At 61.1% G+C, this 20,701-nt stretch carries 22 protein-coding genes; 14 read left to right on the top strand and 8 right to left on the bottom strand.

The genetic code is table 11. The annotated features are described in order from the left end of the window. Nucleotides 1–191 precede the first annotated feature (191 nt). On the top strand, nt 192–1,133 hold the full coding sequence (locus ROG8370_RS04815) for an ABC transporter substrate-binding protein (RefSeq protein ID WP_085825938.1): 942 nt from the start codon (nt 192–194) through the stop codon (nt 1,131–1,133). 87 nt (nt 1,134–1,220) lie between these two features. Here ROG8370_RS04815 and ROG8370_RS04810 read toward each other — a convergent pair whose 3' ends face one another. Further along, the gene (locus ROG8370_RS04810; RefSeq protein WP_085825998.1) at nt 1,221–3,824 is read right to left on the bottom strand and encodes a TIGR02302 family protein; all 2,604 of its coding nucleotides are present in this window, start codon (nt 3,822–3,824) and stop codon (nt 1,221–1,223) included. Nucleotides 3,825–3,861: 37 nt separating this feature from the next. Then, the gene (gene lysA, locus ROG8370_RS04805) at nt 3,862–5,127 is read right to left on the bottom strand and encodes a diaminopimelate decarboxylase (protein WP_085825937.1); all 1,266 of its coding nucleotides are present in this window, start codon (nt 5,125–5,127) and stop codon (nt 3,862–3,864) included. Between the two features lie 277 nt (nt 5,128–5,404). Here lysA and ROG8370_RS04800 point away from each other — a divergent pair, with 277 nt between their 5' ends. Beyond that, nucleotides 5,405–5,902, top strand: coding sequence for a hypothetical protein (locus ROG8370_RS04800; protein WP_085825936.1), 498 nt, complete (start codon nt 5,405–5,407; stop codon nt 5,900–5,902). Nucleotides 5,903–6,083: 181 nt separating this feature from the next. On the opposite strand, the gene ROG8370_RS04795 is transcribed toward ROG8370_RS04800, so the two are convergent. The 3 genes from ROG8370_RS04795 to argH are packed head-to-tail and all read right to left on the bottom strand — an operon-like array spanning nt 6,084 to nt 8,001. Continuing rightward, a complete protein-coding gene (locus ROG8370_RS04795) occupies nt 6,084–6,404 on the bottom strand; it encodes a DUF2834 domain-containing protein (protein WP_085825935.1) in 321 nt (106 codons plus the stop codon). Then, a complete protein-coding gene (locus ROG8370_RS04790) occupies nt 6,401–6,613 on the bottom strand; it encodes a hypothetical protein (RefSeq protein ID WP_085825934.1) in 213 nt (70 codons plus the stop codon). The genes ROG8370_RS04795 and ROG8370_RS04790 overlap by 4 nt, the downstream gene beginning before the upstream one ends. Continuing rightward, nucleotides 6,610–8,001, bottom strand: coding sequence for an argininosuccinate lyase (gene argH, locus ROG8370_RS04785; RefSeq protein ID WP_085825933.1), 1,392 nt, complete (start codon nt 7,999–8,001; stop codon nt 6,610–6,612). The genes ROG8370_RS04790 and argH overlap by 4 nt, the downstream gene beginning before the upstream one ends. Before the next feature lie 24 nt (nt 8,002–8,025). Here argH and ROG8370_RS04780 point away from each other — a divergent pair, with 24 nt between their 5' ends. Then, nucleotides 8,026–8,601: a TlpA family protein disulfide reductase gene (locus tag ROG8370_RS04780; protein WP_085825932.1), complete on the top strand. Its 576-nt coding sequence runs from the start codon at nt 8,026–8,028 to the stop codon at nt 8,599–8,601. A gap of 54 nt (nt 8,602–8,655) precedes the next feature. Here ROG8370_RS04780 and ROG8370_RS04775 read toward each other — a convergent pair whose 3' ends face one another. Further along, nucleotides 8,656–8,949 (bottom strand): DUF1330 domain-containing protein, encoded by a 294-nt coding sequence (locus tag ROG8370_RS04775; protein ID WP_085825931.1) that lies wholly within the window; start codon nt 8,947–8,949, stop codon nt 8,656–8,658. Between the two features lie 299 nt (nt 8,950–9,248). On the opposite strand from ROG8370_RS04775, the gene ttcA reads away from it, so the two are divergent. From ttcA to ROG8370_RS04730, 10 genes are all read left to right on the top strand, one after another. Beyond that, nucleotides 9,249–10,145 (top strand): tRNA 2-thiocytidine(32) synthetase TtcA, encoded by an 897-nt coding sequence (gene ttcA, locus ROG8370_RS04770; RefSeq protein ID WP_085825930.1) that lies wholly within the window; start codon nt 9,249–9,251, stop codon nt 10,143–10,145. Between the two features lie 42 nt (nt 10,146–10,187). Next, the gene (locus ROG8370_RS20885) at nt 10,188–10,628 is read left to right on the top strand and encodes a diguanylate cyclase domain-containing protein (protein WP_245827207.1); all 441 of its coding nucleotides are present in this window, start codon (nt 10,188–10,190) and stop codon (nt 10,626–10,628) included. Nucleotides 10,629–10,649: 21 nt separating this feature from the next. Further along, nucleotides 10,650–11,711, top strand: coding sequence for a putative bifunctional diguanylate cyclase/phosphodiesterase (locus ROG8370_RS04765; protein ID WP_245827205.1), 1,062 nt, complete (start codon nt 10,650–10,652; stop codon nt 11,709–11,711). A gap of 112 nt (nt 11,712–11,823) precedes the next feature. Continuing rightward, entirely contained in the window at nt 11,824–13,656 is a 1,833-nt protein-coding gene (gene yidC, locus ROG8370_RS04760; RefSeq protein WP_085825997.1) for a membrane protein insertase YidC, read from the top strand. Beyond that, entirely contained in the window at nt 13,656–14,402 is a 747-nt protein-coding gene (locus ROG8370_RS04755) for an MOSC domain-containing protein (protein ID WP_085825929.1), read from the top strand. The genes yidC and ROG8370_RS04755 overlap by 1 nt, the downstream gene beginning before the upstream one ends. Then, nucleotides 14,402–15,055 carry a ribosome biogenesis GTP-binding protein YihA/YsxC gene (yihA, locus tag ROG8370_RS04750; protein ID WP_085825996.1) on the top strand — a complete coding sequence of 218 codons (654 nt, stop codon included), beginning with the start codon at nt 14,402–14,404 and terminating at the stop codon, nt 15,053–15,055. Before ROG8370_RS04755 ends, yihA begins: the two co-directional genes overlap by 1 nt. Before the next feature lie 70 nt (nt 15,056–15,125). Then, nucleotides 15,126–15,986 carry an acetylglutamate kinase gene (gene argB, locus ROG8370_RS04745; protein WP_085825928.1) on the top strand — a complete coding sequence of 287 codons (861 nt, stop codon included), beginning with the start codon at nt 15,126–15,128 and terminating at the stop codon, nt 15,984–15,986. A gap of 134 nt (nt 15,987–16,120) precedes the next feature. Next, nucleotides 16,121–16,756, top strand: a complete 636-nt coding sequence (locus tag ROG8370_RS04740; protein ID WP_139838046.1) for a ferredoxin — start codon at nt 16,121–16,123, stop codon at nt 16,754–16,756. Further along, on the top strand, nt 16,753–17,244 hold the full coding sequence (locus tag ROG8370_RS04735) for a SixA phosphatase family protein (protein ID WP_085825926.1): 492 nt from the start codon (nt 16,753–16,755) through the stop codon (nt 17,242–17,244). Before ROG8370_RS04740 ends, ROG8370_RS04735 begins: the two co-directional genes overlap by 4 nt. A 13-nt stretch (nt 17,245–17,257) precedes the next feature. After that, entirely contained in the window at nt 17,258–18,373 is a 1,116-nt protein-coding gene (locus tag ROG8370_RS04730) for an acetoin utilization protein AcuC (RefSeq protein ID WP_085825925.1), read from the top strand. Here ROG8370_RS04730 and ROG8370_RS04725 read toward each other — a convergent pair. Beyond that, the gene (locus ROG8370_RS04725; RefSeq protein WP_085825924.1) at nt 18,370–19,350 is read right to left on the bottom strand and encodes a GlxA family transcriptional regulator; all 981 of its coding nucleotides are present in this window, start codon (nt 19,348–19,350) and stop codon (nt 18,370–18,372) included. The two genes, ROG8370_RS04730 and ROG8370_RS04725, sit on opposite strands and share 4 nt — an antisense overlap. A 117-nt stretch (nt 19,351–19,467) precedes the next feature. Between ROG8370_RS04725 and ROG8370_RS04720 the strand changes: the two genes are divergently transcribed. Further along, complete coding sequence (locus ROG8370_RS04720) at nt 19,468–19,809, top strand: RidA family protein (RefSeq protein WP_085825995.1); 342 nt, start codon at nt 19,468–19,470, stop codon at nt 19,807–19,809. 123 nt (nt 19,810–19,932) lie between these two features. Here the strand turns inward: ROG8370_RS04720 and ROG8370_RS04715 are convergent, their stop codons facing one another. Further along, nucleotides 19,933–20,700: an amino acid ABC transporter ATP-binding protein gene (locus ROG8370_RS04715; protein ID WP_085825923.1), complete on the bottom strand. Its 768-nt coding sequence runs from the start codon at nt 20,698–20,700 to the stop codon at nt 19,933–19,935. Nucleotide 20,701 lies beyond the last annotated feature (1 nt).

Raw genomic sequence — 20,701 nt, 5'->3', positions numbered from 1 at the left:
TATTACCCTTCAACGACTTGAAATCGACAGCTAAAAAGGATGCACCCGCCGTTGGACGTGCTATCCTTTGGCGGGAATCGGGCTGCGCAAACACATTACTCACAAAACGTTTACTCTGAACAACGTTGCCCGATCAGACCAATTAAAACGCCGACAATTATCGTCGGAAGATATTCACTAAGGAGTTTATAATGAAATCCACCTGTCTCGCGATTGCCCTCACCGGGTTTGCCCTGCCCGCCTTTGCGGTTGAATTGGGCGATACCGATTCGGCGATCAAACTGGCGATCAACGATTGGACCGGGCAACAGATCACCACCCATATCGCAGGAGATATGCTTGAGGCCGCTGGCTACAAAGTTGAATATGTTCCGGTCGAATACGACGCGATGTTCCGCGAAATGATCAAGGAAAATGTCGACGGCGCGCTTGAAATCTGGCGCGCCACCGCGGTGATCCGCTTTACCGATTACGTGCGCTCGAAGGATATCGTCGAGATCGGCGACCTTGGCATTGCCCCGAAAGAGGGTCTGGCCTATCCCGCCCACATGGAGGCAAAATGCCCCGGCCTGCCCAATTGGGACGCGCTGCGCAACTGCGCCGATGCCTTTGCCACCAATGGCGCGGCGGAATTGCTCGACTACCCCGAAGATTGGGAAGGCCCCGGCGCCGATTTGATGACGGCGTTCGATTTGCCCTTTACCGCCACTCCTGCAGCCTCGGAAGAGGCGCTTGTCGATGCTCTGGTCAACGCCAGCAAAAACGAAACGCCGATTCTGGCGACATTCTGGAGCCCGCATTGGGCCGTTGCCGCTTATGACCTGCGCTTTGTCGAAATGCCCGCAGGCGAGGCCGAGTGCCATGAGAACCCGGCATGGGGCGAGAACCCGAACGAGGTTGGCGATTGTGATTTCGTCAGCACCGAGGTGATCAAGGCCGTCGTCAAGGACTTCAAGCGGACATGGCCGGCCGCCTACAAGATCCTCGAAGCCTATCAGATGACCAACGGGCAACAGCAGGCGCTGATGGTCGAAGTCGAGCGTGATGGCCGCCCGGTGGCCGATGTGGCTGCCGATTGGATCGCTGCCAACGAAGAAAGCTGGCGCTCCATCGTCGACACCGCCACTCAGTAAACCCCGAGATCGCAAAAGACATCGGCCGCGCATATCATTGCGCGGCCGTTTTCGTTTTGGCGCCCGGCTTGCGGTAATCGCGCGGCGCTAGAACCGCTCCAGCAGCCGCTTGAGGTACTCTAGCTCGACATCGGGTCGCGCGCCCTCGCCAGAGCGGCGGCGAATTTCGTCAAGCAATTCGCGGGCGCGCCGATAGACATCCTCGCCCTGCAACAGATCATCCTGCGTGCCCGCCTGACGGCCCTGACCGGGGTTGCGCCCCAAGGGGTCGGACTGCTGCTTGCCCGCCTCGCCAAAGGCTTCGCCCTGCCCGCCAGGATTTCGCTGTTCGGCCATCGCCTCGTCCATGTTGCGCATGCCCTCGCGCAGCGCATCCATCGCCTCGGCCTGATTGTCGATGGCATCGGCAAGATCGTCATTGCGCAGCGCCTCTTCGGCACCTTCCATGGCGCGACCGGCGCGCCCAAGCGCCTCACGCGCGGCATCTCCGGCCTCGCCACCAAGCTGTGGCAGGCCCTGGCTCTGGCGCTCCAATTCCTGACGCAGCGCCTCTTGCCGCTCGGCCAGCGATCCGGCCTGATCCTGTTCGTCGGCCTGATCCTGTTGGCCTTCGCCCTGCTGGCCGGGTTGTTCGCCGCCTTCGCCGCCGCCCTGGCCTTGCTGGCCGTCATGGCTCTGGCCGCGGCCTTGCCCGCCATTGCGGCCCTCATTGCCCTGCGACTGACCCGATTGGGCACCGGGGTTGAACTGTTCCTGCAAATCGCGGAACGCCTGATCCGACAGGCCCTGCTGCTCGCGCAGCGTATCGGCCAGCCCCTCCATCGCCTCTTGCCCCGGCGACTGGCCAGTCTGGCCCTGGGTGACCTGCATGTTTTCCATCATCTGCTGGAACTCTTCCAGCGCCTGCTGCGCCTCGGCCATGCGGCCCTGTTCCATCAATTCCTGGATGCGGTCCATCATGTCCTGCAGATCCTGCTGGGTCATCTGCATGGTGTTCTCGGCGCTCTGCTGATCACCCTGTTCGGGGTTTTCGCGCTGTGCCTGCTGCATCTTCTGACGAAGATAATCCTGCGTGGCATCGCGCAATTCCTGCATCAGGCGGGCGATTTCCTCTTCGCTGGCGTCGTTCTTCATCGCCTCGCTCAGGCGTTCCTGCGCCGCGCGCATCCGCTCCAGCGCGTCACCGACATCGCCATCCTCAAGCAACACGCCCAGATCCCAGAGCGCCTGTGCAATCTCGTCGCGCTCATCGCCGTCAAGACCATCGCTCGCCGTCATCACCTCTAGCCGCCGCAGGATCACCCGCATCCGCAGATAGGCCGCCTCGGAGCGAAACAGGCTTGGCCCCGGCTTGTAGGATACCGCGCGCAACACCTGCGCCACGCGGGGCGCGTTTTCGCGCGACCACAGAAGATCACGGCGCTGTTCGATCACCGCCGCAGCAAGCGGATTGAAAAACCGCCGCGCCGGAAGTGTCATCTGCATCGGTTCGGCCATGCCCTGCTGGCCAATCGCATCCTCGACCCGCACATCAAGCACCACCGGCAAATGCGCCCAAGGATGCTCTGACAGGTTCTCGATCAGGGTTTCGCCAAACTCGGCCCGGTCGCCTGCAATCGGCATCGGCAGATCAAGCTCGATCGGCGCGCGCGGTTCCGGCGCGACGGCAAGGCCATAGCGGCGATCAACCTGCGCCAGATCAAGCGCAAAAACCGCGCGGCCGCCGGTCACGCCGTAATCATCGCTGGCCTGAAACGGCTGGCTCATCTGCCCGTCAAAGGCGGTCTTTGCGCCCTCTTGCGACAGGCTCACCATCGGCGCCATATCCGGCGTTGCCTCGACCTGCCACGCGCGACCGCCCGGACCATCAATCCGCATTTCGCCGCTCTGGCGCAGCTCAAAGCGGTGCTCCGCATCGGTTGCCGCACCGATATTTTCGGTCCGCTGTGACACCGTTTCGGCAAGGCTCAGCGCGCCGACCTCGCCATAAAATCTTAGCGTGATGCGGCTGCCAACCGGCGCGCGCAGGGTCTCGTCCTGATCGTTGAGATAAAGGCTCGGCAGGCCGGTATAGGCGGGCGGCTCAACCCAACCCTCCCACGTGGGGCCGCTGGCAAGCGCCGCGCCATTGCCGCCGCCCGGCACCATCTGCGCCACCGATCCCGCGCGCCAGACCGAGCCGAACAAAAGCGCCACCACCAGCCCCAGAAGGGCGATGTAACGCAAACCAAACGGGTCTTGCCGGGACAGTTTCAGATCGGGTTCGACCGCTTTCGCCTCTGCGGCACGCACCGCCATCCGCGCAAGATGCGCACGCCACAGGGCTTGCGATCCCGGATCGGTGGCGCCAATCGCCTGTTCATCCGCCAGTGCCGCCAAGGGTCGCCCCGGCAGGGCCTCATCCAGTCGCGCAAGCGCCTCGCTCCGGCGCGGAAAGCGAAACCGCCGCGCGCCCTGCAGTGCAAACGCCAGCACCGCAAGCCCGCCCAGCATGAGAGCCGACCAGACCACCTCGACCGGCGCCATGTCCTGAAGGCCAAGCATAAGCATCGCCGCGCCCGCCGCCAAAAGGCTCCAGACCGGCCAGAATGCCCGCACGAGCCGCTCTGCGATCAGCCCCGCCCACGTCAGGCTAAGGGGCCGTCGCAACCGGGCCAGAACCGGCGTCAGGGGGTTTTGCGTCTTTGCCATGCGCCGCACCATTCCTCGTCCCGACGCGCCAATCGCGTCACAGCCATTCGGGAATGGTATCTCGATTTATGATCTCGTCAAAGGTTGGTCTTGCGCGGATCACGGCAAATTCACGCCCATTCACCAGAACCTCGGGGATCAGAGGCCGCGTATTATACTCGCTCGACATCACCGCGCCGTAAGCGCCGGCGCTGCGAAACGCCACAAGATCACCATCTTTGACCGGCGGCATCATCCGCCCCTTGGCAAAGGTATCGCCCGATTCGCAGACCGGGCCGACCACGTCATAAGGCACCTGCTCGACGCCGGGTGCCGGTTCGACCACCGGGACGATATCGTGATGCGCGTCATACATCGCCGGGCGGATAAGATCGTTCATCGCCGCATCGAGGATCAGAAAATCGCGCCCCTCGCCGGATTTCACATAGATCACACCGCTGACCAGAATGCCGGCATTGCCCACCACAAGGCGCCCCGGCTCGATCTCAATCTCACAGCCAAGATGGCCCAGCGTTTCCTTGATCAACCGGCCATAATCCGTCGGCAAGGGCGGCGCATCGTTGCTCCGGGTATAAGGAATGCCAAGGCCACCACCGAGATCAAGCCGCCGGATATCATGCCCGTCGGCGCGCAGGGTCTCGGTCAATTCGGCCACCTTCTCATAGGCCTGCCGGAACGGCTCAAGCTCGGTCAGTTGGCTGCCGATATGCACGTCGATCCCGATCACCTCAAGCCCCGGCATCGCGGCGGCCTCGGCGTAAACGGCACGGGCGCGCGAAATCGGAATGCCAAACTTGTTCTCCGACTTGCCGGTGGCGATCTTGGCATGGGTCTTGGCATCGACATCCGGGTTCACGCGAATGGTGATCGGCGCCTTGACACCAAGCTCAAGCGCCACGGCATTAAGTGCCACCATCTCGGGCTCGCTTTCCACGTTGAACTGGCGAATGCCGCCCGTGAGCGCCATGCGCATCTCGTCGCGGGTCTTGCCGACACCGGAAAACACGATCCGCTCGCCCGGCACACCGGCGGCGCGCGCGCGGGCATATTCGCCGCCCGACACCACATCCATCCCGGCCCCAAGCGCCGCCAGCGTCTTGAGGATCGCCTGGTTGCTTGCCGCCTTCATCGCATAGCACACAAGATGCGGCATGCCCTCAAGGGCCTCGTCAAACAGGCGAAAATGCCGCTCCAGCGTGGCGGTGGAATAGCAATAAAACGGCGTGCCCACGGCCGCCGCAATCTCGGCCACCGGCACATCCTCGGCAAACAACTCACCGCTTTGATAATTGAAATGATCCATGTCCAGCGCCCTTCATGTCCGCCTCTGCCTAATATCAAAGCCTGACGACAATGCAATTCCAGCCGTGTCAGACCTGAAAGAAAGCCCCTTTGGGATTGCAACGTTCAAACAGCCGGTTAAGCTCGGCAATCTTCGATTGCGCGCGTCAGCCCACGGCCCGTCGCCACAAGAAACCCTGGTAGGCCTGCTCGTTGTGTGAGTCTCCAATCCGCTCTGCCGGTTTGCCGACCAAGCATTCCATTCGAAATGCGACGCGTTTTGCCGCAAGGCTGGCACTATGGAGCGGTTTTTGCGGATCGCGCTGCTGCTCTGCGACCAGGCGACTGTGGTCGATCTGGGCACGGGTCGGTATCTCCTTGCGTTGCTGTCCGGCAATGGCGAGGCCTTCGCGTGCCGGGTGTTTCAGGACCGGCTGACCGATGCCCCGACGGACAAGGCGCGTGCACTGTCCAAGCTGTGCGACACAGCGCCGGTGCCGCTCAAAGCGCTACCGATGTTGGTGACCTTCGGCGATATCGCAGACCCGACAAGTGTGAGGCAGGTGGCCCCCGATGACCTCGCGGCCAGCTTCGGCCAGGGCTATGCGCTGCGCGAGGTGACCCTTGAGATCACCGATGCGCCGACGACGACGGGTGTGGTCGATGGGTGTTGGGGGGTGGCGGCGGCGCTTGGTGGCGGGCTGTTGGACGGTCTTAGGTTAAGTGCGATCTCCGCTGAAGACCGGCTGGCAAAGGCTGATCTCGCGGAAGTTTTATTCGCGATAGAGCTTTTTTAGGAGTAACTCATGCCTATTTCCAGAGACCTTTTCCTATCCCTCCTCGCAACGGATGCCTACAACCGTGGTTACAAATCAGGTCTCGCCGATCACGTGACCCATCGCCCTTGATCAGCCCGCATTCGTTTCGCCAAGCCCGGCCGCATCGGCCCAATGCTGACTTTCATCTTTCCAAAAATACTCAAATTCCGCCCTGTCCGCCGGGCCGTGCCCGCAGAAAAAGATAGAGCGGCAAGCCACAGCTCACGCCAATACAAAACGTCGCCGGTATGGCGATCAGGCCAAGCCACATGCGCCGCTGGACCACCTCGGCCACGATCCAGACCGTCAGGGCAATCGCGGCAATCGTCAGATCCCAGACCAGCCCGCTTGACGCCGCATTCGCATGCCAGGCATCCACCATGCCCATCAGGTCATAGCCATTTTCGCCAAACCACTGCAGGAAATAGGCCATCGGGTGGATCGCCCCCCAGATCGCCAGCGCCAGAAACAGCCACCTCAAAGATCAAGGCCCATGCCGACGTTCACCTTGCTGCCGTTGGTGGCGATGTTCACATTGCCCACATCAACGCCGACTCCAACTCCGACCGAGGCATGACCTCCGCTGCCAGCCTTCAGGGTGGTGTTCAGCTTGGGCCGCAGCGGCTCGCCATCAACACCGCATCCCGCCAGCACCAAAAGCGCAAGCGCCGCACCGAATAACTTTGTCATCCCACCCTCTCTTTCCAGCGCGCGATCTGTTCGCGCACGCGCACCGGCGCTGTCCCGCCATAGCTTTGCCGCGAGGCCACCGAATTATGCACCCCGAGCACATCATAGACCGATGCGTTAATTTCGCCATGCACCGATTGCATGTCCTCAAGGCTCAGTTCCGGCAAATCACAGCCCTTGGCCTCGGCCATGGCCACAAGGCTTCCGGTGACGTGATGGGCATCTCGGAACGGCATATCCAGCACCCGCACAAGCCAATCGGCAAGATCGGTTGCAGTGCTGAACCCGCTGGCCGCCGCCACTTCAAGGCTGGGGCGGTTGGCGGCCATATCCTTGACCATGCCCTCCATCGCCGCGAGCGCCAGCATCAGGTTGTCGGCGGCGTCAAACACCTGTTCCTTGTCTTCCTGCATGTCCTTGGAATAGGCCAGCGGCAGCCCTTTCATCACCATCATCAAGGCCACGTTGGCCCCGAAAATCCGGCCCACCTTGGCGCGGATCAATTCGGCGGCATCGGGGTTCTTCTTTTGCGGCATGATGCTCGACCCGGTTGAAAACCTATCCGACAGCATCACAAAGCGAAACTGCGCGCTGGACCAGATCACCAATTCCTCGGCCATCCGGCTCAGGTGCATGGCGCTGATGCTGGCCGCAGCCAGGAATTCGAGCGCAAAGTCGCGATCGCTCACCGCATCAAGCGAATTCGCCGAGGGCCGATCAAAGCCAAGCTCGCGCGCGGTCATCTCACGATCAATCGGAAAGGACGTGCCTGCAAGGGCCGCCGCCCCAAGCGGGCATTCGTTCATCCGCGCGCGCGCATCGCGCACACGGCTCAGGTCACGGCCAAACATCTCGACATAGGCCATCATGTGATGGCCCCATGTCACCGGCTGGGCCACCTGCAAATGGGTGAATCCCGGCATGACCCAATCGGCGCCCGCCTCGGCCTGAGTCAAAAGCGCCCGGATCAGCGCCTCTAGCGCGCCAGCCACGGCGTCAAGCTGATCACGCACCCAGAGTTTGAAATCGGTTGCCACCTGATCGTTGCGCGACCGGCCCGTGTGCAACCGCCCCGCCGGTTCACCGATGATATCCTTGAGGCGCGCCTCGACATTCATGTGAATATCCTCAAGCGCGGTGGAAAATTCAAAACTTCCGCCCTCGATCTCTGACAAGACCGTGAGAAGGCCTTCCCTCATGGCGCTTGCATCACTATCACTGACAATACCCGTCGCCGCCAACATCGCGGCATGGGCCCTTGAGCCGGCGATATCCTGGGCCGCCATCCGCTTGTCGAACCCGATCGAAGCATTAATTGCTTCCATGATCGCATCCGGTCCGGCGGCAAAGCGGCCACCCCACATCTGGTTCGAGGTCTTGTCAGTCATCGTTCACGCCCTTCGGAGGGATTTATGAAAATCATTCGTCAGATCGTCCTTTATATGGCCCTCGCTCTTGGTGCAAATGCCGCTTTTGCCGAAAGCCCGACAACCGCGGCGCTAGAGGCGTTGCGCGATGGTGACATGAAAAAGCTGAATTTCCACAGCGCGCCCAAAACCGTGCCCGACACCGCCTTTGAACGCGGCGAGGGCGGCACCGGCACGCTGGCCGATTATCGCGGGCAATATATCCTGCTGAATTTCTGGGCCACGTGGTGTGCCCCCTGCCGGGTGGAAATGCCGACGCTGTCGAATCTGCAAACCGCCTTGGGCGGAGATGATTTCAAGGTCGTCACCATCGCTACGGGCCGCAACGCACCCACAGCGATGACAAAGTTCTTTGACGAAATCGGCGTTGAAAACCTGCCGCTTCACCGTGACCCCAAAAGTGCGCTTGCCCGACAATTGGGCATCTTCGGCCTGCCGATCACCCTGATCATCGACCCTGACGGGCGCGAAATAGCGCGTCTGCAAGGCGATGCGCATTGGGATTCCGATAGCGCCAAGGCGATTCTTCAGGCCCTCATTGACGGCGTTGGTGAGAGTTGAGGGCATAAGACCCGTTCCGGAGTGGCAGCTTTGCAGAACCGTCCTGACTTTCGCCTAGGGTAATTTATCAACCAAGAGGGCGTTAAGCGAAGAGCCTGAACGCCGCAGAACGGCAAGTTTTTGAAAGTCATCAGAATTCCAGAATTTTCGCGCATGATCCCTGTCCGGAAATTCGATAATAAAGGCCGCGTCTGGCATCGGATCTTCGCCCTCCAAATGCTCAGGATCGCCACCACGTACCAAGAACGTCCCTCTGTTATCAGAAACGACGGTCGGGATTTTGGAAAAATATTCCTCCATCCAGCCGCGACTATGGATCTGCATCCGGCCAATTACGAAAGCGGTCATGTTTCAGCGGCCCTTCCCATTTCATCAAGTGCCCGCCGTTTGACAGCGCTACGACACTATCGATCTCGGGATTTAGAACATCAGGTGGCTTAAGCACGATGTCAATCGCGGCGACGCTGGCATCAGAGCCGCCACTTCCGACATCCAGCCCACTCTCACCCCGCGCCCCCGTTTTCTTCAAAAGAAAACGGACCGGACCCTTTGAAAGGGTCCGCACCCGTTCCATTCCTTACCCATAGCGCCCTTGAGGGCCCCTCACGACCCTTGTGTGACGCGCGCAAACCCCCTAAAGCCAGCCCATGTTAGACGATAACGACGATATCCATCCGCTGTTTGCCGGGACGCCCTCAAGCACCGAGTTCAAAAAGCTGCGCAAACGCATTGTCCGCCAGACCCGCGAGGCGATCGAGCAATATGGCATGATCGAGCCCGGCGCGCGTCACGCCGAAGGCGGGCAAACACCTAAGTGGCTGGTCTGCCTATCCGGCGGCAAGGACAGTTATACCCTTCTGGCCGTGCTCTACGAGTTGAAATGGCGCGGCCTGTTGCCGGTCGATCTTCTGGCCTGCAACCTTGATCAGGGCCAGCCCGGCTTTCCCGCGACGGTTCTGCCAGAGTTCCTTGCAGCGCGCGGCGTGCCCCACCGGATCGAATATCAGGACACCTATTCTATCGTCATGGACAAGATCCCCGCCGGGCGCACGTTTTGCGCGCTCTGTTCGCGGCTGCGGCGCGGCAACCTTTACCGCATTGCCCGCGAAGAGGGCTGTTCGGCGGTGGTACTGGGCCATCATCGCGACGATATCCTGGAGACGTTCTTCATGAACCTCTTTCACGGCGGGCGTCTTGCAACGATGCCGCCGAAACTGGTCAATGAAGAGGGCGATTTGTTCCTTTATCGCCCTCTGGCGCATGTGGCCGAGGTCGATTGCGACCGCTTTGCCCGCGCGATGAACTATCCGATCATCCCCTGCGATCTCTGCGGCTCGCAAGACGGCCTGCAACGCCAGCAGGTCAAGCAGATCCTTGACGGATGGGAGGCCAATTCGCCCGGTCGCCGCCAGGTAATGTTCCGCGCGCTGATGAATGCGCGCCCCTCGCATCTTCTTGATCCGAAGCTGTTTGATTTTGCAGGACTCGAGACCAACTCGATAAAACTTGACGCAAATCCCGAGGCGATGCCCAAACTTCATTAACCGATGCACGCTAACCTGATCTGCAAAAGCTCAGGATCCGCGATGCACATCTATCTCAAGTCCCTGTTTCACAACGCAAGACTCGCGTTTTCGCAGGCCTCTCGCGGGCCGCAATCGGTGGCCTTTTTATCCGCCTCTGTCTTGGCCGCCTATTGGCTTGGGGCGGCGGCGATTATTTTGGCTATACCCCTGATATTATTGGCATTTTACCCCAGCCATCGCACGATCGGCGAGACAATTGAGCTTCAGGTGCCAGATAGCGGCGACACCAACCTGATGCGAAACGAGCTTGACCGTGTTCTGGCGCGGGCGCGCCAGAAATCGCTTCAATCGGCATGCATGGCCATTCAGATAGACGACTTTGATATGCTGCTGAACCGCTATGGCCGCGCCACAGCCGATATGATCACCACCCGCTGTCTTGACCGGCTGGACCGCGCGCTGCGCAGCTCTGATCAGCTGTTCAACCTGGCAAACGGCTAGATCGGCATTCTGCTTGCCCCAGTGCGCCAATTCGGGCTTGAACCCGCCCTGGAACTGGCCGAGCGTCTGCAATCCACGGTCGAAGAGCCGATTTCGATCAGCACCACGACCGCCTATATTTCGGTCTCCATCGGTCTTTGCCTTGACGGGCAAGCCCCCAACAACAGCGGCAAATCGATGTTTGATGCCACCATCACGGCCCTGAAAGACGCCTCGCGCCACGGCCCGTCAAAGGTGCGTGCCTACAGCCGGGGCATGCGCGGCACCGCGCCCCACCGGATTGCCGATGAATTAGAAAAAGCTCTTGAAAGCGGCCAGTTCGTAAGCTGGTTTCAGCCTCAGATTTCCACCGACACCGGCCAGATCAGCGGCTTTGAGGCACTGGCGCGTTGGGTTCATCCGCGGGCTGGCCTGATGCTGCCGGCGGAATTCCTCCCGGTGCTTGCCTCTACCGGGCGGCTGGAACAACTTGGTGATGCGATGTTGCGCAATGCCCTCAAGGCGATCCAGACCTGGGATAAAATTGGTTTTGACATCCCCCATGTCGGCGTGAATTTTTCGCCTGAAGAGCTGCGTAATCCGCGTCTGGCCGAAAAGATTGAATGGGAACTTGACCGTTGCAACGTCGCGCCAAAGCGACTGACCGTCGAAATTTTGGAAACCGTTGTGGCCACATCGCCGGATGACACAATCACACGCAACATAAATGCCCTGGCCGAGATGGGCTGTATGATTGACTTGGATGATTTCGGCACCGGCCACGCCTCTATTTCCTCGGTGCGCCGCTTTGCGGTTCACCGCCTCAAGATCGACCGGTCGTTCGTGATGAAGGTCGACCGCGACGTCGAACAACAGCGCATGATTTCGGCGATTTTCTCGATGGCAGAGCGTTTGGGGCTCGAAACCCTTGCCGAGGGCGTAGAGAGCGCAGGCGAGCACACGATTCTGGCGCAGCTTGGCTGTGGTCACGTTCAGGGCTATGGCATTGCCCGCCCGATGCCGCTTGATGAAACCGCCGATTGGATCGCCACCCATCAGGCCAAAGTTCACGCGCCGCCGGTTATTGGCCGCATCTCCGGCTAAAGCCTGCGATGAATCCCCGCGCATTCGGCCCAAAACCCGGAATCCGCTTGACCTTTTGATCCGCACTCTGTTGAACCGCCCCTGACATGCAACAAAGAAGTGGTCAATGGACATGGATGATCAGAACAAGAACCTAATCCTTGCGACTGCGCTAAGTTTCATCGTTATTCTGGTGTGGTTCGTGGTGTTTCCACCGCCCGAAACACCGGCAGTCGATCCGAACGCGCCGGTCGCCACCGCCCCTCAGGACGCCACTGCACCGGTGGCCACCTCAGGTGACGTGACCACGGCCGATGCCGCAAGCACCGAAGCCGTCGTAGCCGAGGCAAGCGCGCCGCGTCTGACCATCGACACGCCGAGCCTGCAGGGCTCGATTTCCCTTCAGGGGGGTCGTATCGACGAATTGTTCCTGAAAAACTATCGCGAAACCATCGAACCAGACTCTGACATCGTCAGCCTCTTGGCGCCGGTGGGCAGCGATGAGCCCTATTACGCGCTTTATGGCTGGGCGCCCGGCGCCGGCCTGACCGGCGAGAGCGTTCCCGGCGCCAACACCATCTGGAGCGTCGAGAGCGGTGAAACCCTTGCACCCGACAGCCCGATCATCCTCAGCTGGGACAATGGCGCGGGCCTCAAGTTCCGTCGCGAGCTGAGCGTTGACAAGGATTTCATGTTCTCGGTTCACCAATCGGTTGAAAACACCGGCAGCACCCCGGTCAGCCTTGCGCCCTACGGCATTCTGGCGCGCCACGGGATTCCTGCTGACATCAAGAATTTCTTCATCCTGCATGAAGGCCTGATCGCGCTGTCCGATGGCGAGTTGAGCGAAACCGACTATGACGATGTCGAGGATTACGCCTTCAACCCGCGCGAAGGCGCGCCCGCCGATGTGACGCAAGTCGCCGAAGGTGGCTGGATCGGCTTTACCGACCATTATTGGATGGCCACGCTGATCCCCGCCCCCGGGTCGCCCTACAAGGCCGTGACCAAGTTTGACCCACAGCGCGGGATTTACCAGACCGAGACCGTGCTTGCGACGCAGACCGTTGCACCGGGCGCAACCGCGAGCGCCGATAGCCGCCTGTTTGCCGGCGCCAAGGAATGGGCGACGATCAAGCAATATCAGGACGAGGAAGGCGTTGACCGCTTCGTTGATTCGATCGACTGGGGCTGGTTCTTTTTCCTGACCAAGCCGATCTTTTCCGTGCTGCACTGGCTTAATGCCGTGATCGGCAACATGGGCTGGGCGATCATCGGGCTGACCTTGCTGATCAAGGCGCTCGTTCTGCCGCTGGCCTATAAATCCTATGTCTCCATGGCGAAGATGAAAGAGCTTCAGCCGCAGATGGAGAAGATCAAGGAAACCGCAGGCGACGACCGTCAGGCCCTGCAAAAAGAGATGATGGCGCTCTACAAGAAGGAAAAGGTAAACCCCGCCTCGGGTTGTTTGCCGATCCTGTTGCAGATCCCGATCTTTTTCTCGCTCTACAAGGTGATCTTCGTCACGCTCGAACTGCGCCATGCGCCATGGATCGGCTGGATCAAGGATCTCTCGGCACCCGACACCTCGTCGCTTTATAACCTCTGGGGCATCCTGCCTTGGGGCACACCGGAACCGGGTTCGATCCTGGCGCTGATCTTCATCGGTATCCTGCCGCTCTGCCTTGGTGTGTCGATGTGGCTTCAGCAAAAGCTAAATCCGGCGCCGACCGATCCGACGCAAAAGATGATCTTCGCCTGGATGCCTTGGGTGTTCATGTTCATGCTCGGCAGCTTTGCCAGCGGGCTGGTGATCTACTGGATCGCCAACAACACGATCACCTTCACCCAGCAGTACCTGATCATGCGTAGCCAGGGATATAAGCCGGACGTGTTTGGCAATATCACCTCAAGCTTCAAGCGCGGCGAGGCGAAGGCCAAGGCCGAAGCGGACAAGAAGAAGTAATGGCAACGGTCAGCGCCCTTTGGCGCCACCCCATCAAATCGCATGGACGTGAGGCGCTGAGCACCGTGACCCTCGCCAAGGGTCAGGCGATGCCGTGGGATCGCCGTTGGGGCGTGGCGCATGAGGCGGCCAAGCTCACCGATGGTAAATGGGGCCCTTGCGTCAATTTCTCGCGCGGGTCGAAATCCGCCTCGCTGATGGCGATCAGTGCCACCTGCGACGAGGAGACCAGCCGGGTGACCCTCACCCATCCCGAACGCCCCGACCTCGCCTTTGACCCCGATCAGGAGCAGGACAGGTTTCTCGACTGGGTGCGCCCGCTGGTGGATGCCGACCGCGCACAGCCTGCCCGCCTTTTCAAGCTCGAAGGTCGCGGCCTGACCGATACCGATTACCCTTCGATCAGCCTGCTTAATCTGGCGTCAAACGCCGATCTGGCCGACAAGATGGGTACGGATAACATCTCTGTCCTGCGGTGGCGCTGCAACCTGCATCTTGACGGGCTGGAGCCCTGGCAGGAATTCGACTTAATCGGCAAGACCCTTCGGATCGGCACCGCAGAGCTTGCGGTGAAGGAACCTATCGTGCGCTGCCTCGCCACCACCGCCAACCCCAAGACCGGCCTGCGTGATCTGGAAACGCTGGCCGCGCTGAACACCCATTGGGATCATCAGAACTTTGGCATTTATGCCGAGGTCACGACCACGGGCCGGATCACCGTGGGCGACAGCGTTCAGGTGCTATGATGCAGCAGCTTCCCTTTCCCATCGCCGACGAGCCAGATCACGCCACATCCGAGCTTGGCCGCAAGATGTTTGCCGGCGAGATCAACTTTCTCAAGGGTGTGGTTGATATGTCCGGCCTGCCGCCCGCCGACCGGCTTGAGGTCTGCTTTGCCGGGCGCTCGAATGTCGGCAAGTCGACGCTGATCAATGCGCTGACCGGGCGCAAGGCGCTTGCGCGGGCCTCAAACACCCCCGGCCGGACCCAGGAAATCAACTATTTCACCATGGGTGAGAGCCACTATCTTGTCGATTTGCCGGGCTATGGTTTTGCCAATGCGCCGGTGGCCGTCGTGCAAAAATGGCAGGCCTTGCTCAAGCAATACCTGTCCGGGCGCCAAACCCTGCGCCGGGCCTTTGTGCTTGTGGATGCGCGCCACGGCATCAAACCCGTTGACGAAGAAATCATGAGCCTGCTCGACAGCGCCGCCGTGACCTTTCAATGCGTTTTGACCAAGACCGACAAGATCAAAGACGGTGACCGCGAGGCGCTTTTGGCGCAGGTGCGCAGCCGCTTGGCCCCGCATCCGGCGGCCTTTCCCGAACTTATCCTGACCTCAAGCGAAAAGGGCGAGGGGATCGCCACCCTGCGCGCCACCATCGCCACGCTGGAATAGCGCCCGCACGCGGGCACTTGCATGAGGGTCGACTTGCGGGGATAACCGCAAGGGCCAAGGGACAACAGAGATGAAGACCAGAGATATGAACCGCGATTGGATCGCCACAGCCCGCACCCTGTCCGAGGCGCTGCCCTATCTGCAGCGCTACACGGATGCGATTGTCGTCATCAAGCTTGGCGGTCACGCCATGGGCAGCGACGAGGCGATGGACACCTTCGCGCGCGATGTCGTGCTGATGCAACAGGTCGGCGTGAACCCGGTGATCGTGCATGGCGGCGGGCCGATGATCAACCAGATGCTCGACAAGCTCGATATCAAATCCGAATTCGTCAATGGCAAGCGCGTCACCGATGAGGCCACGATGGAAGTGGTCGAAATGGTGCTCTCCGGTCGGGTCAACAAACGCATCGTTCAGGCGATCAACCGTCAGGGCGGCAAGGCGGTCGGCCTCTCGGGCAAGGATGCCAATATGATCACCTGTGACCCTGCCAGCCCCGATCTTGGGCTTGTGGGTGAGCCGAGCGAGATCAATGTCGATTTCCTTCATACCCTGTTCAACGATGATGCCATCCCGGTGATTGCGCCGCTTGGTGCGGGGCGCAATGGCGAGACCTATAATATCAACGGCGACACCGCCGCCGGCGCGATAGCCGCCGCTCTCAAGGCGGATCGGCTCTTGCTTTTGACCGATATCGACGGGGTGCGCGATGCCTCGGGGCGTGTCGTAACCGAGCTTACACCGGAACAGATTCGCCATATGACCGCCGATGGTGTGATCGCCGGCGGCATGATTCCCAAGACTGAAACCGCGCTTGCCGCGATTGAGGGCGGCGTGCGCGCCGTGGTGATCCTTGATGGGCGTGCGCCCAATGCCACGCTGCTCGAACTGTTCACCGAACATGGCGCCGGCTCGCTGATTCGCGCCTAAAGCGGTCATTCGCGCGACGGCGCGCGCCCTGGCCTTGTGCAGAGGCCTTGTGCGGGGGCGCCATTGGGTTAGGTTCCGGCTTATGGAAACCAACGCCCTTCCCCCGAAACCCAAGTGCCATTTCGGTGCCCATGATGCTTGAAAAGCTAAGCGCCCTTGCCGCCGATGTGCGCCTTGCGCCCTTCGGCGCGCTGCACCTTCGCGCCGACGAGCTGCCCGGCATGCAGAGCCTGATCCTGCTTGGCCCCGACGAGCCCGGCTTTTGGGCGCATTTCACCGCCTCGCCCGAATATAATGACGGCGCGCCCGACCCGATGAACCGCTGGTCAGAGCGGGTGATCGGCGATCTGGCACGCACCCTTGACGCGCGCGCCGTCTTTCCCTTTGGCGGGGCACCCTATCAGCCCTTCATTGACTGGGCCAGGCGCAGCGGGCGGGCGCATCTTTCGCCTGTGGGCCTGTTGGTGCATGACCGCGCCGGGCTTATGGTGTCCTATCGCGGCGCCCTTGCCTTTGCCGAGCGCATTGCGCTGCCGCCCGCCGCCGCGTCGCCCTGCGGCACCTGCGCAACACAGCCCTGTCGCGGCGCCTGTCCGGTGAATGCCCTCAAGGGCGATCATTATGACGTGCCGCTCTGCAAGAATGATCTGGACCGGCGCGCAAACGACTGTATGGATCAAGGCTGCGCGGTGCGTCGCGCCTGTCCGCTTAGCCAGAACTATGGCCGCCAGCCCGCGCAATCCGCCTTTCACATGAGGGCCTTTCGATGACACGTCACCTGATCCTGATGCGGCATGCAAAATCCGACTGGGGAAGCGCCGGACAGCGCGACCATGACCGCCCGCTGAACGCGCGCGGCAGGGCCTCGGCCAAGGCGCTTGGGAAGTGGTTGCAGGCGCGCAAGCTCCTCCCCGACGAGATCCTGTGTTCCTCGGCCAAGCGCACGCAGGAAACCTGTAGCCTTTTGGGGCTATCGACGCCGCCCACACTCCTGAAATCGCTTTACCTTGCCGAAGCCCAAGAGATGCTTGCAGTCCTGCAAGGCGCAACCGGCAAGACCGTCCTGATGATTGGCCACAATCCCGGCATCGCGGAATTTGCCGAAGATCTTGTGGCCGAGCCGCCCGACCACGAGCGCTTTGGCGATTATCCCACCGGCGCGACCCTTCTGTTGCGGTTTGAGATTGCCGATTGGGCCGAACTCAGGTCCTGCACCGCAGAGGTCGAGGCCTTCGTGATCCCCCGCGACCTGATCTGAGATCCCGCGCGCGATGCAGGCACCGCTGTTCATCGGATCCGAGATTTATCGCGGCTCAAGCTATGGCGCGCGCCATCCGCTGAGCATCCCGCGCGTGCCCACCGTGATCGACCTGTGCCGCGCGATGGGCTGGCTCACGCAAGCCCAGTACATCAACAGCCCCCGTGCCAAACCCGCCGCCCTGATGGCCTTTCATACTCCGCGCTATATCGCGGCCCTGCAAGCCGCCGAAACCGACGGCGCGGTCGATGCAGCGACCCGCGCACGCCATCACCTTGGGACGCTCTCCAACCCGGTCTTTGGCGAAATGTTTCGCCGTCCGGCGACCGCTGCGGGCGGCTCTCTGCTGGCCGCAGCGCTTTTGGCGCAGGGCGGCGTGGCCTACAATCCCGGCGGCGGCACCCATCATGGCATGGCCGATCACGCCGGTGGGTTTTGCTATCTCAACGACCCTGTTCTGGCGATCAAGGCCTTCCTCGCGCAGGGCCTTACCCGCGTGGCCTATGTGGATATCGACGCGCATCACTGTGATGGCGTGGCGGCGGCATTTCACGGCGAACCGCGCGTTTTGATGATCTCGACCCACGAGGCGCGTCGCTGGCCCTTTACCGGCGCGCTTGACGACCGCGCAGGCGGTCAGGCGATCAACCTGCCGCTGGCGCGCGGCACCAACGACAGCGGCTTTGCCATGGCCCTTCACGAGGTGATCCTGCCCGCGCTTCAGGTAATGCGACCAGAGGCGATCCTGCTGCAATGCGGGGCCGATGCGGTGACTGAGGACCCGCTGGCGCGGCTTGAGCTGTCCAACAACGCCCATTGGGCCACGGTGGCTGCGCTGCGTGCGCTCTCGCTGCGGTTTTTGGTCCTCGGTGGGGGCGGCTATAACCCCTGGACTGTGGGGCGGCTCTGGGCCGGGGTCTGGGCTACGCTGAACGGGCATGAGATACCTGCCCGGCTGCCCGAACCCGCCCGCGCGGTTCTCGCTGCCCTGAGCTGGACGCGCCAACCAAGGGTTCCAGGCGACCATTTGTTAGAGACCCTGCGCGATGCCCCACGCGAGGGCAAGATTGACGATGATCTCCGCCACCAGATCGCAGAGCTCAAGGCGCGCCAGAAGGTCTGGATTTAATCCGCCCTTGCGCCCCGCCCGCCAAAGCGATCCCGGTAAGCCCCCGGAGGCGTGCCAAGCGCCTGTGAAAACGCGCGGTGCATGGCCTGTTCGTTGCGAAACCCCGCCGTACGGGCCACCTGCGCCACATTGCGTGCGCCCTGATCAAGAAGGCTCCGGGCAAGGTCAAGGCGCAAGGTCATCACATAGGCTGACGGGCTTTGACCAAGATCGCGCAGGAAGTGCCGTTGCAGCGTGCGATCCGTCATATTGGCGAACGCGGCCATACGCCCCACGGTCCAATCGGCGCCGGGGTTATCGGCAATGGCCGCGCAAAGCGGCGTAATGCGCGGCCCGGTGGCCTGTTGCGCCTGCAACGGGCGGGAATATTGCGTTTGCCCGCCCGAACGGCGCAGATAGACCACCATCTCGCGGGCGATCTCAAGCGCAAGGGCGCTGCCGTGGTCACGCTCGACCAGGGCAAGGATAAGATCAATCCCCGCAGTTACCCCAGCCGAACAGCAGGTCGCGCCGTCAATCGTAAAGATCGCATCGGGACGCCAGCGAACCGCCGGAAATCGCGTATGAAGGTCAGGGCCGCGCACCCAGTGGCTGGTGGCCTCCTTGCCATCCAACAGGCCCGCCGCCGCACTCAGCAGGCTCCCCGAGCAGATCGAGACAAGCCGGGTCTGGCGCGCCGCCTGTCTGGCCACTGTGGCGATAAAGGCGCTGTCGCCAATCAGCGCATCCACCCCCGGCCCGCCCGGCACCAAAAGATCGCCGCGCGGCAAGGTCCCGGTGAAATCCAGTGTCGGCGACAGGCACAGGCCGCTATCGGTGACGGGGTTTGGCACATCCGGCATCGCCGCAAGCTGCACCCGGTAGAGCGGCTTTCCCGCAAGCGTGTTCGCGGTGGTATAGACCTGCACCGGCCCGGCGATATCCAAAAGCAACGCCTGCGGAAAGGTAACAACGGTGACAGGATAGGCGTCATGCATCAGAAGCTGTCCGATTTTGATATGTTTTCGTTATTCCGCCATCACCTGATTTCATCCAGACTGGCGCTGTCAAGCGCCGGAATGTCCGGCGCCCCCAAAAAAGGTAACCCAAAGCGCATGGCCAAACACTTTATCACTCAGGTTCCCGGCACGCCGATCCCGCTCTCGCCAATTTCTCAGGCTGTGGTGGTTGGCAACACCTGTCACATCTCGGGACAGCTCGCGACCTACGACGACGGCTATCGCCCCGGCAGTTCGCATGAAGAGGCCGAGCACGCGTTCGAGCTGTTGTTCCGTATCGCCGAACATGCCGGTTTTGAACGCTCTGATATCGTTTATGTGGACATCGCCTTTATCGACATGACCCGCGACGTCGCGGCCATAAACGCGCTTTATGGCGCGCTGTTCACAAACCCGCCCGCGCGCACGATTTATCAGGCCGTGGCGATGCGCGACTGAAACGTCCCCCATCCCGCCATTTCAACGGACAAAAGAAAAGGGACCGGCACGAAAACCGGTCCCCTGTTTCTTCTTGGCAAAAATACTCGATCCGACACCGCAAAACGGCGCGACCGTTGTGATTTAATGCCCCAGAATCTGGCTCAGGAACAACTGGGTCCGCTCGGACTTCGGGTTGTTAAAGAACTCTTCCGGTTCGTTCTGTTCGACGATCTGGCCCTGATCCATAAAGATCACGCGGTTTGCAACCTGACGGGCAAAGCCCATTTCATGCGTCACGCAAAGCATTGTCATGCCTTCTTCGGCAAGCTCGATCATGGTGTCGAGAACTTCCTTGATCATTTCTGGATCAAGCGCCGATGTCGGTTCGTCGAACAGCATGATCCGCGGGCGCATGCACAGGCTGCGGGCAATCGCCACGCGCTGCTGCTGACCACCAGAAAGCTGACCGGGATACTTGTCGGCCTGATCCGGGATTTTCACCTTTTCAAGGAAATGCATCGCCGTTTCCTCGGCCTCTTTCTTGGGCGTCTTGCGCACCCAGATCGGGGCCAGCGTACAGTTTTCGAGGATCGTCAAATGCGGAAACAGGTTGAAATGCTGAAAGCACATCCCGACCTCGGAGCGGATCTTGTCGATGTTCTTGAGGTCCGACGACAGAACCGTGCCATCCACCTCGATCGAACCTTTCTGATGCTCTTCCAGCGCATTGATACAGCGGATCAGCGTCGATTTACCCGACCCCGACGGCCCGCAGATCACGATCCGCTCGCCGCGATAAACCGTCAGGTCAATATCACGCAGCACGTGGAAGGTGCCGTACCATTTGTTCATTTTCTGGATCGAGATCGCGACCTCGTCCGATACTTTCATCTCTGCAGCCTTGGCCATG

Source organism: Roseovarius gaetbuli, assembly GCF_900172365.1.
Lineage (GTDB): Bacteria > Pseudomonadota > Alphaproteobacteria > Rhodobacterales > Rhodobacteraceae > Roseovarius > Roseovarius gaetbuli.
This window is presented reverse-complemented; position numbering and strand designations above follow the sequence as displayed.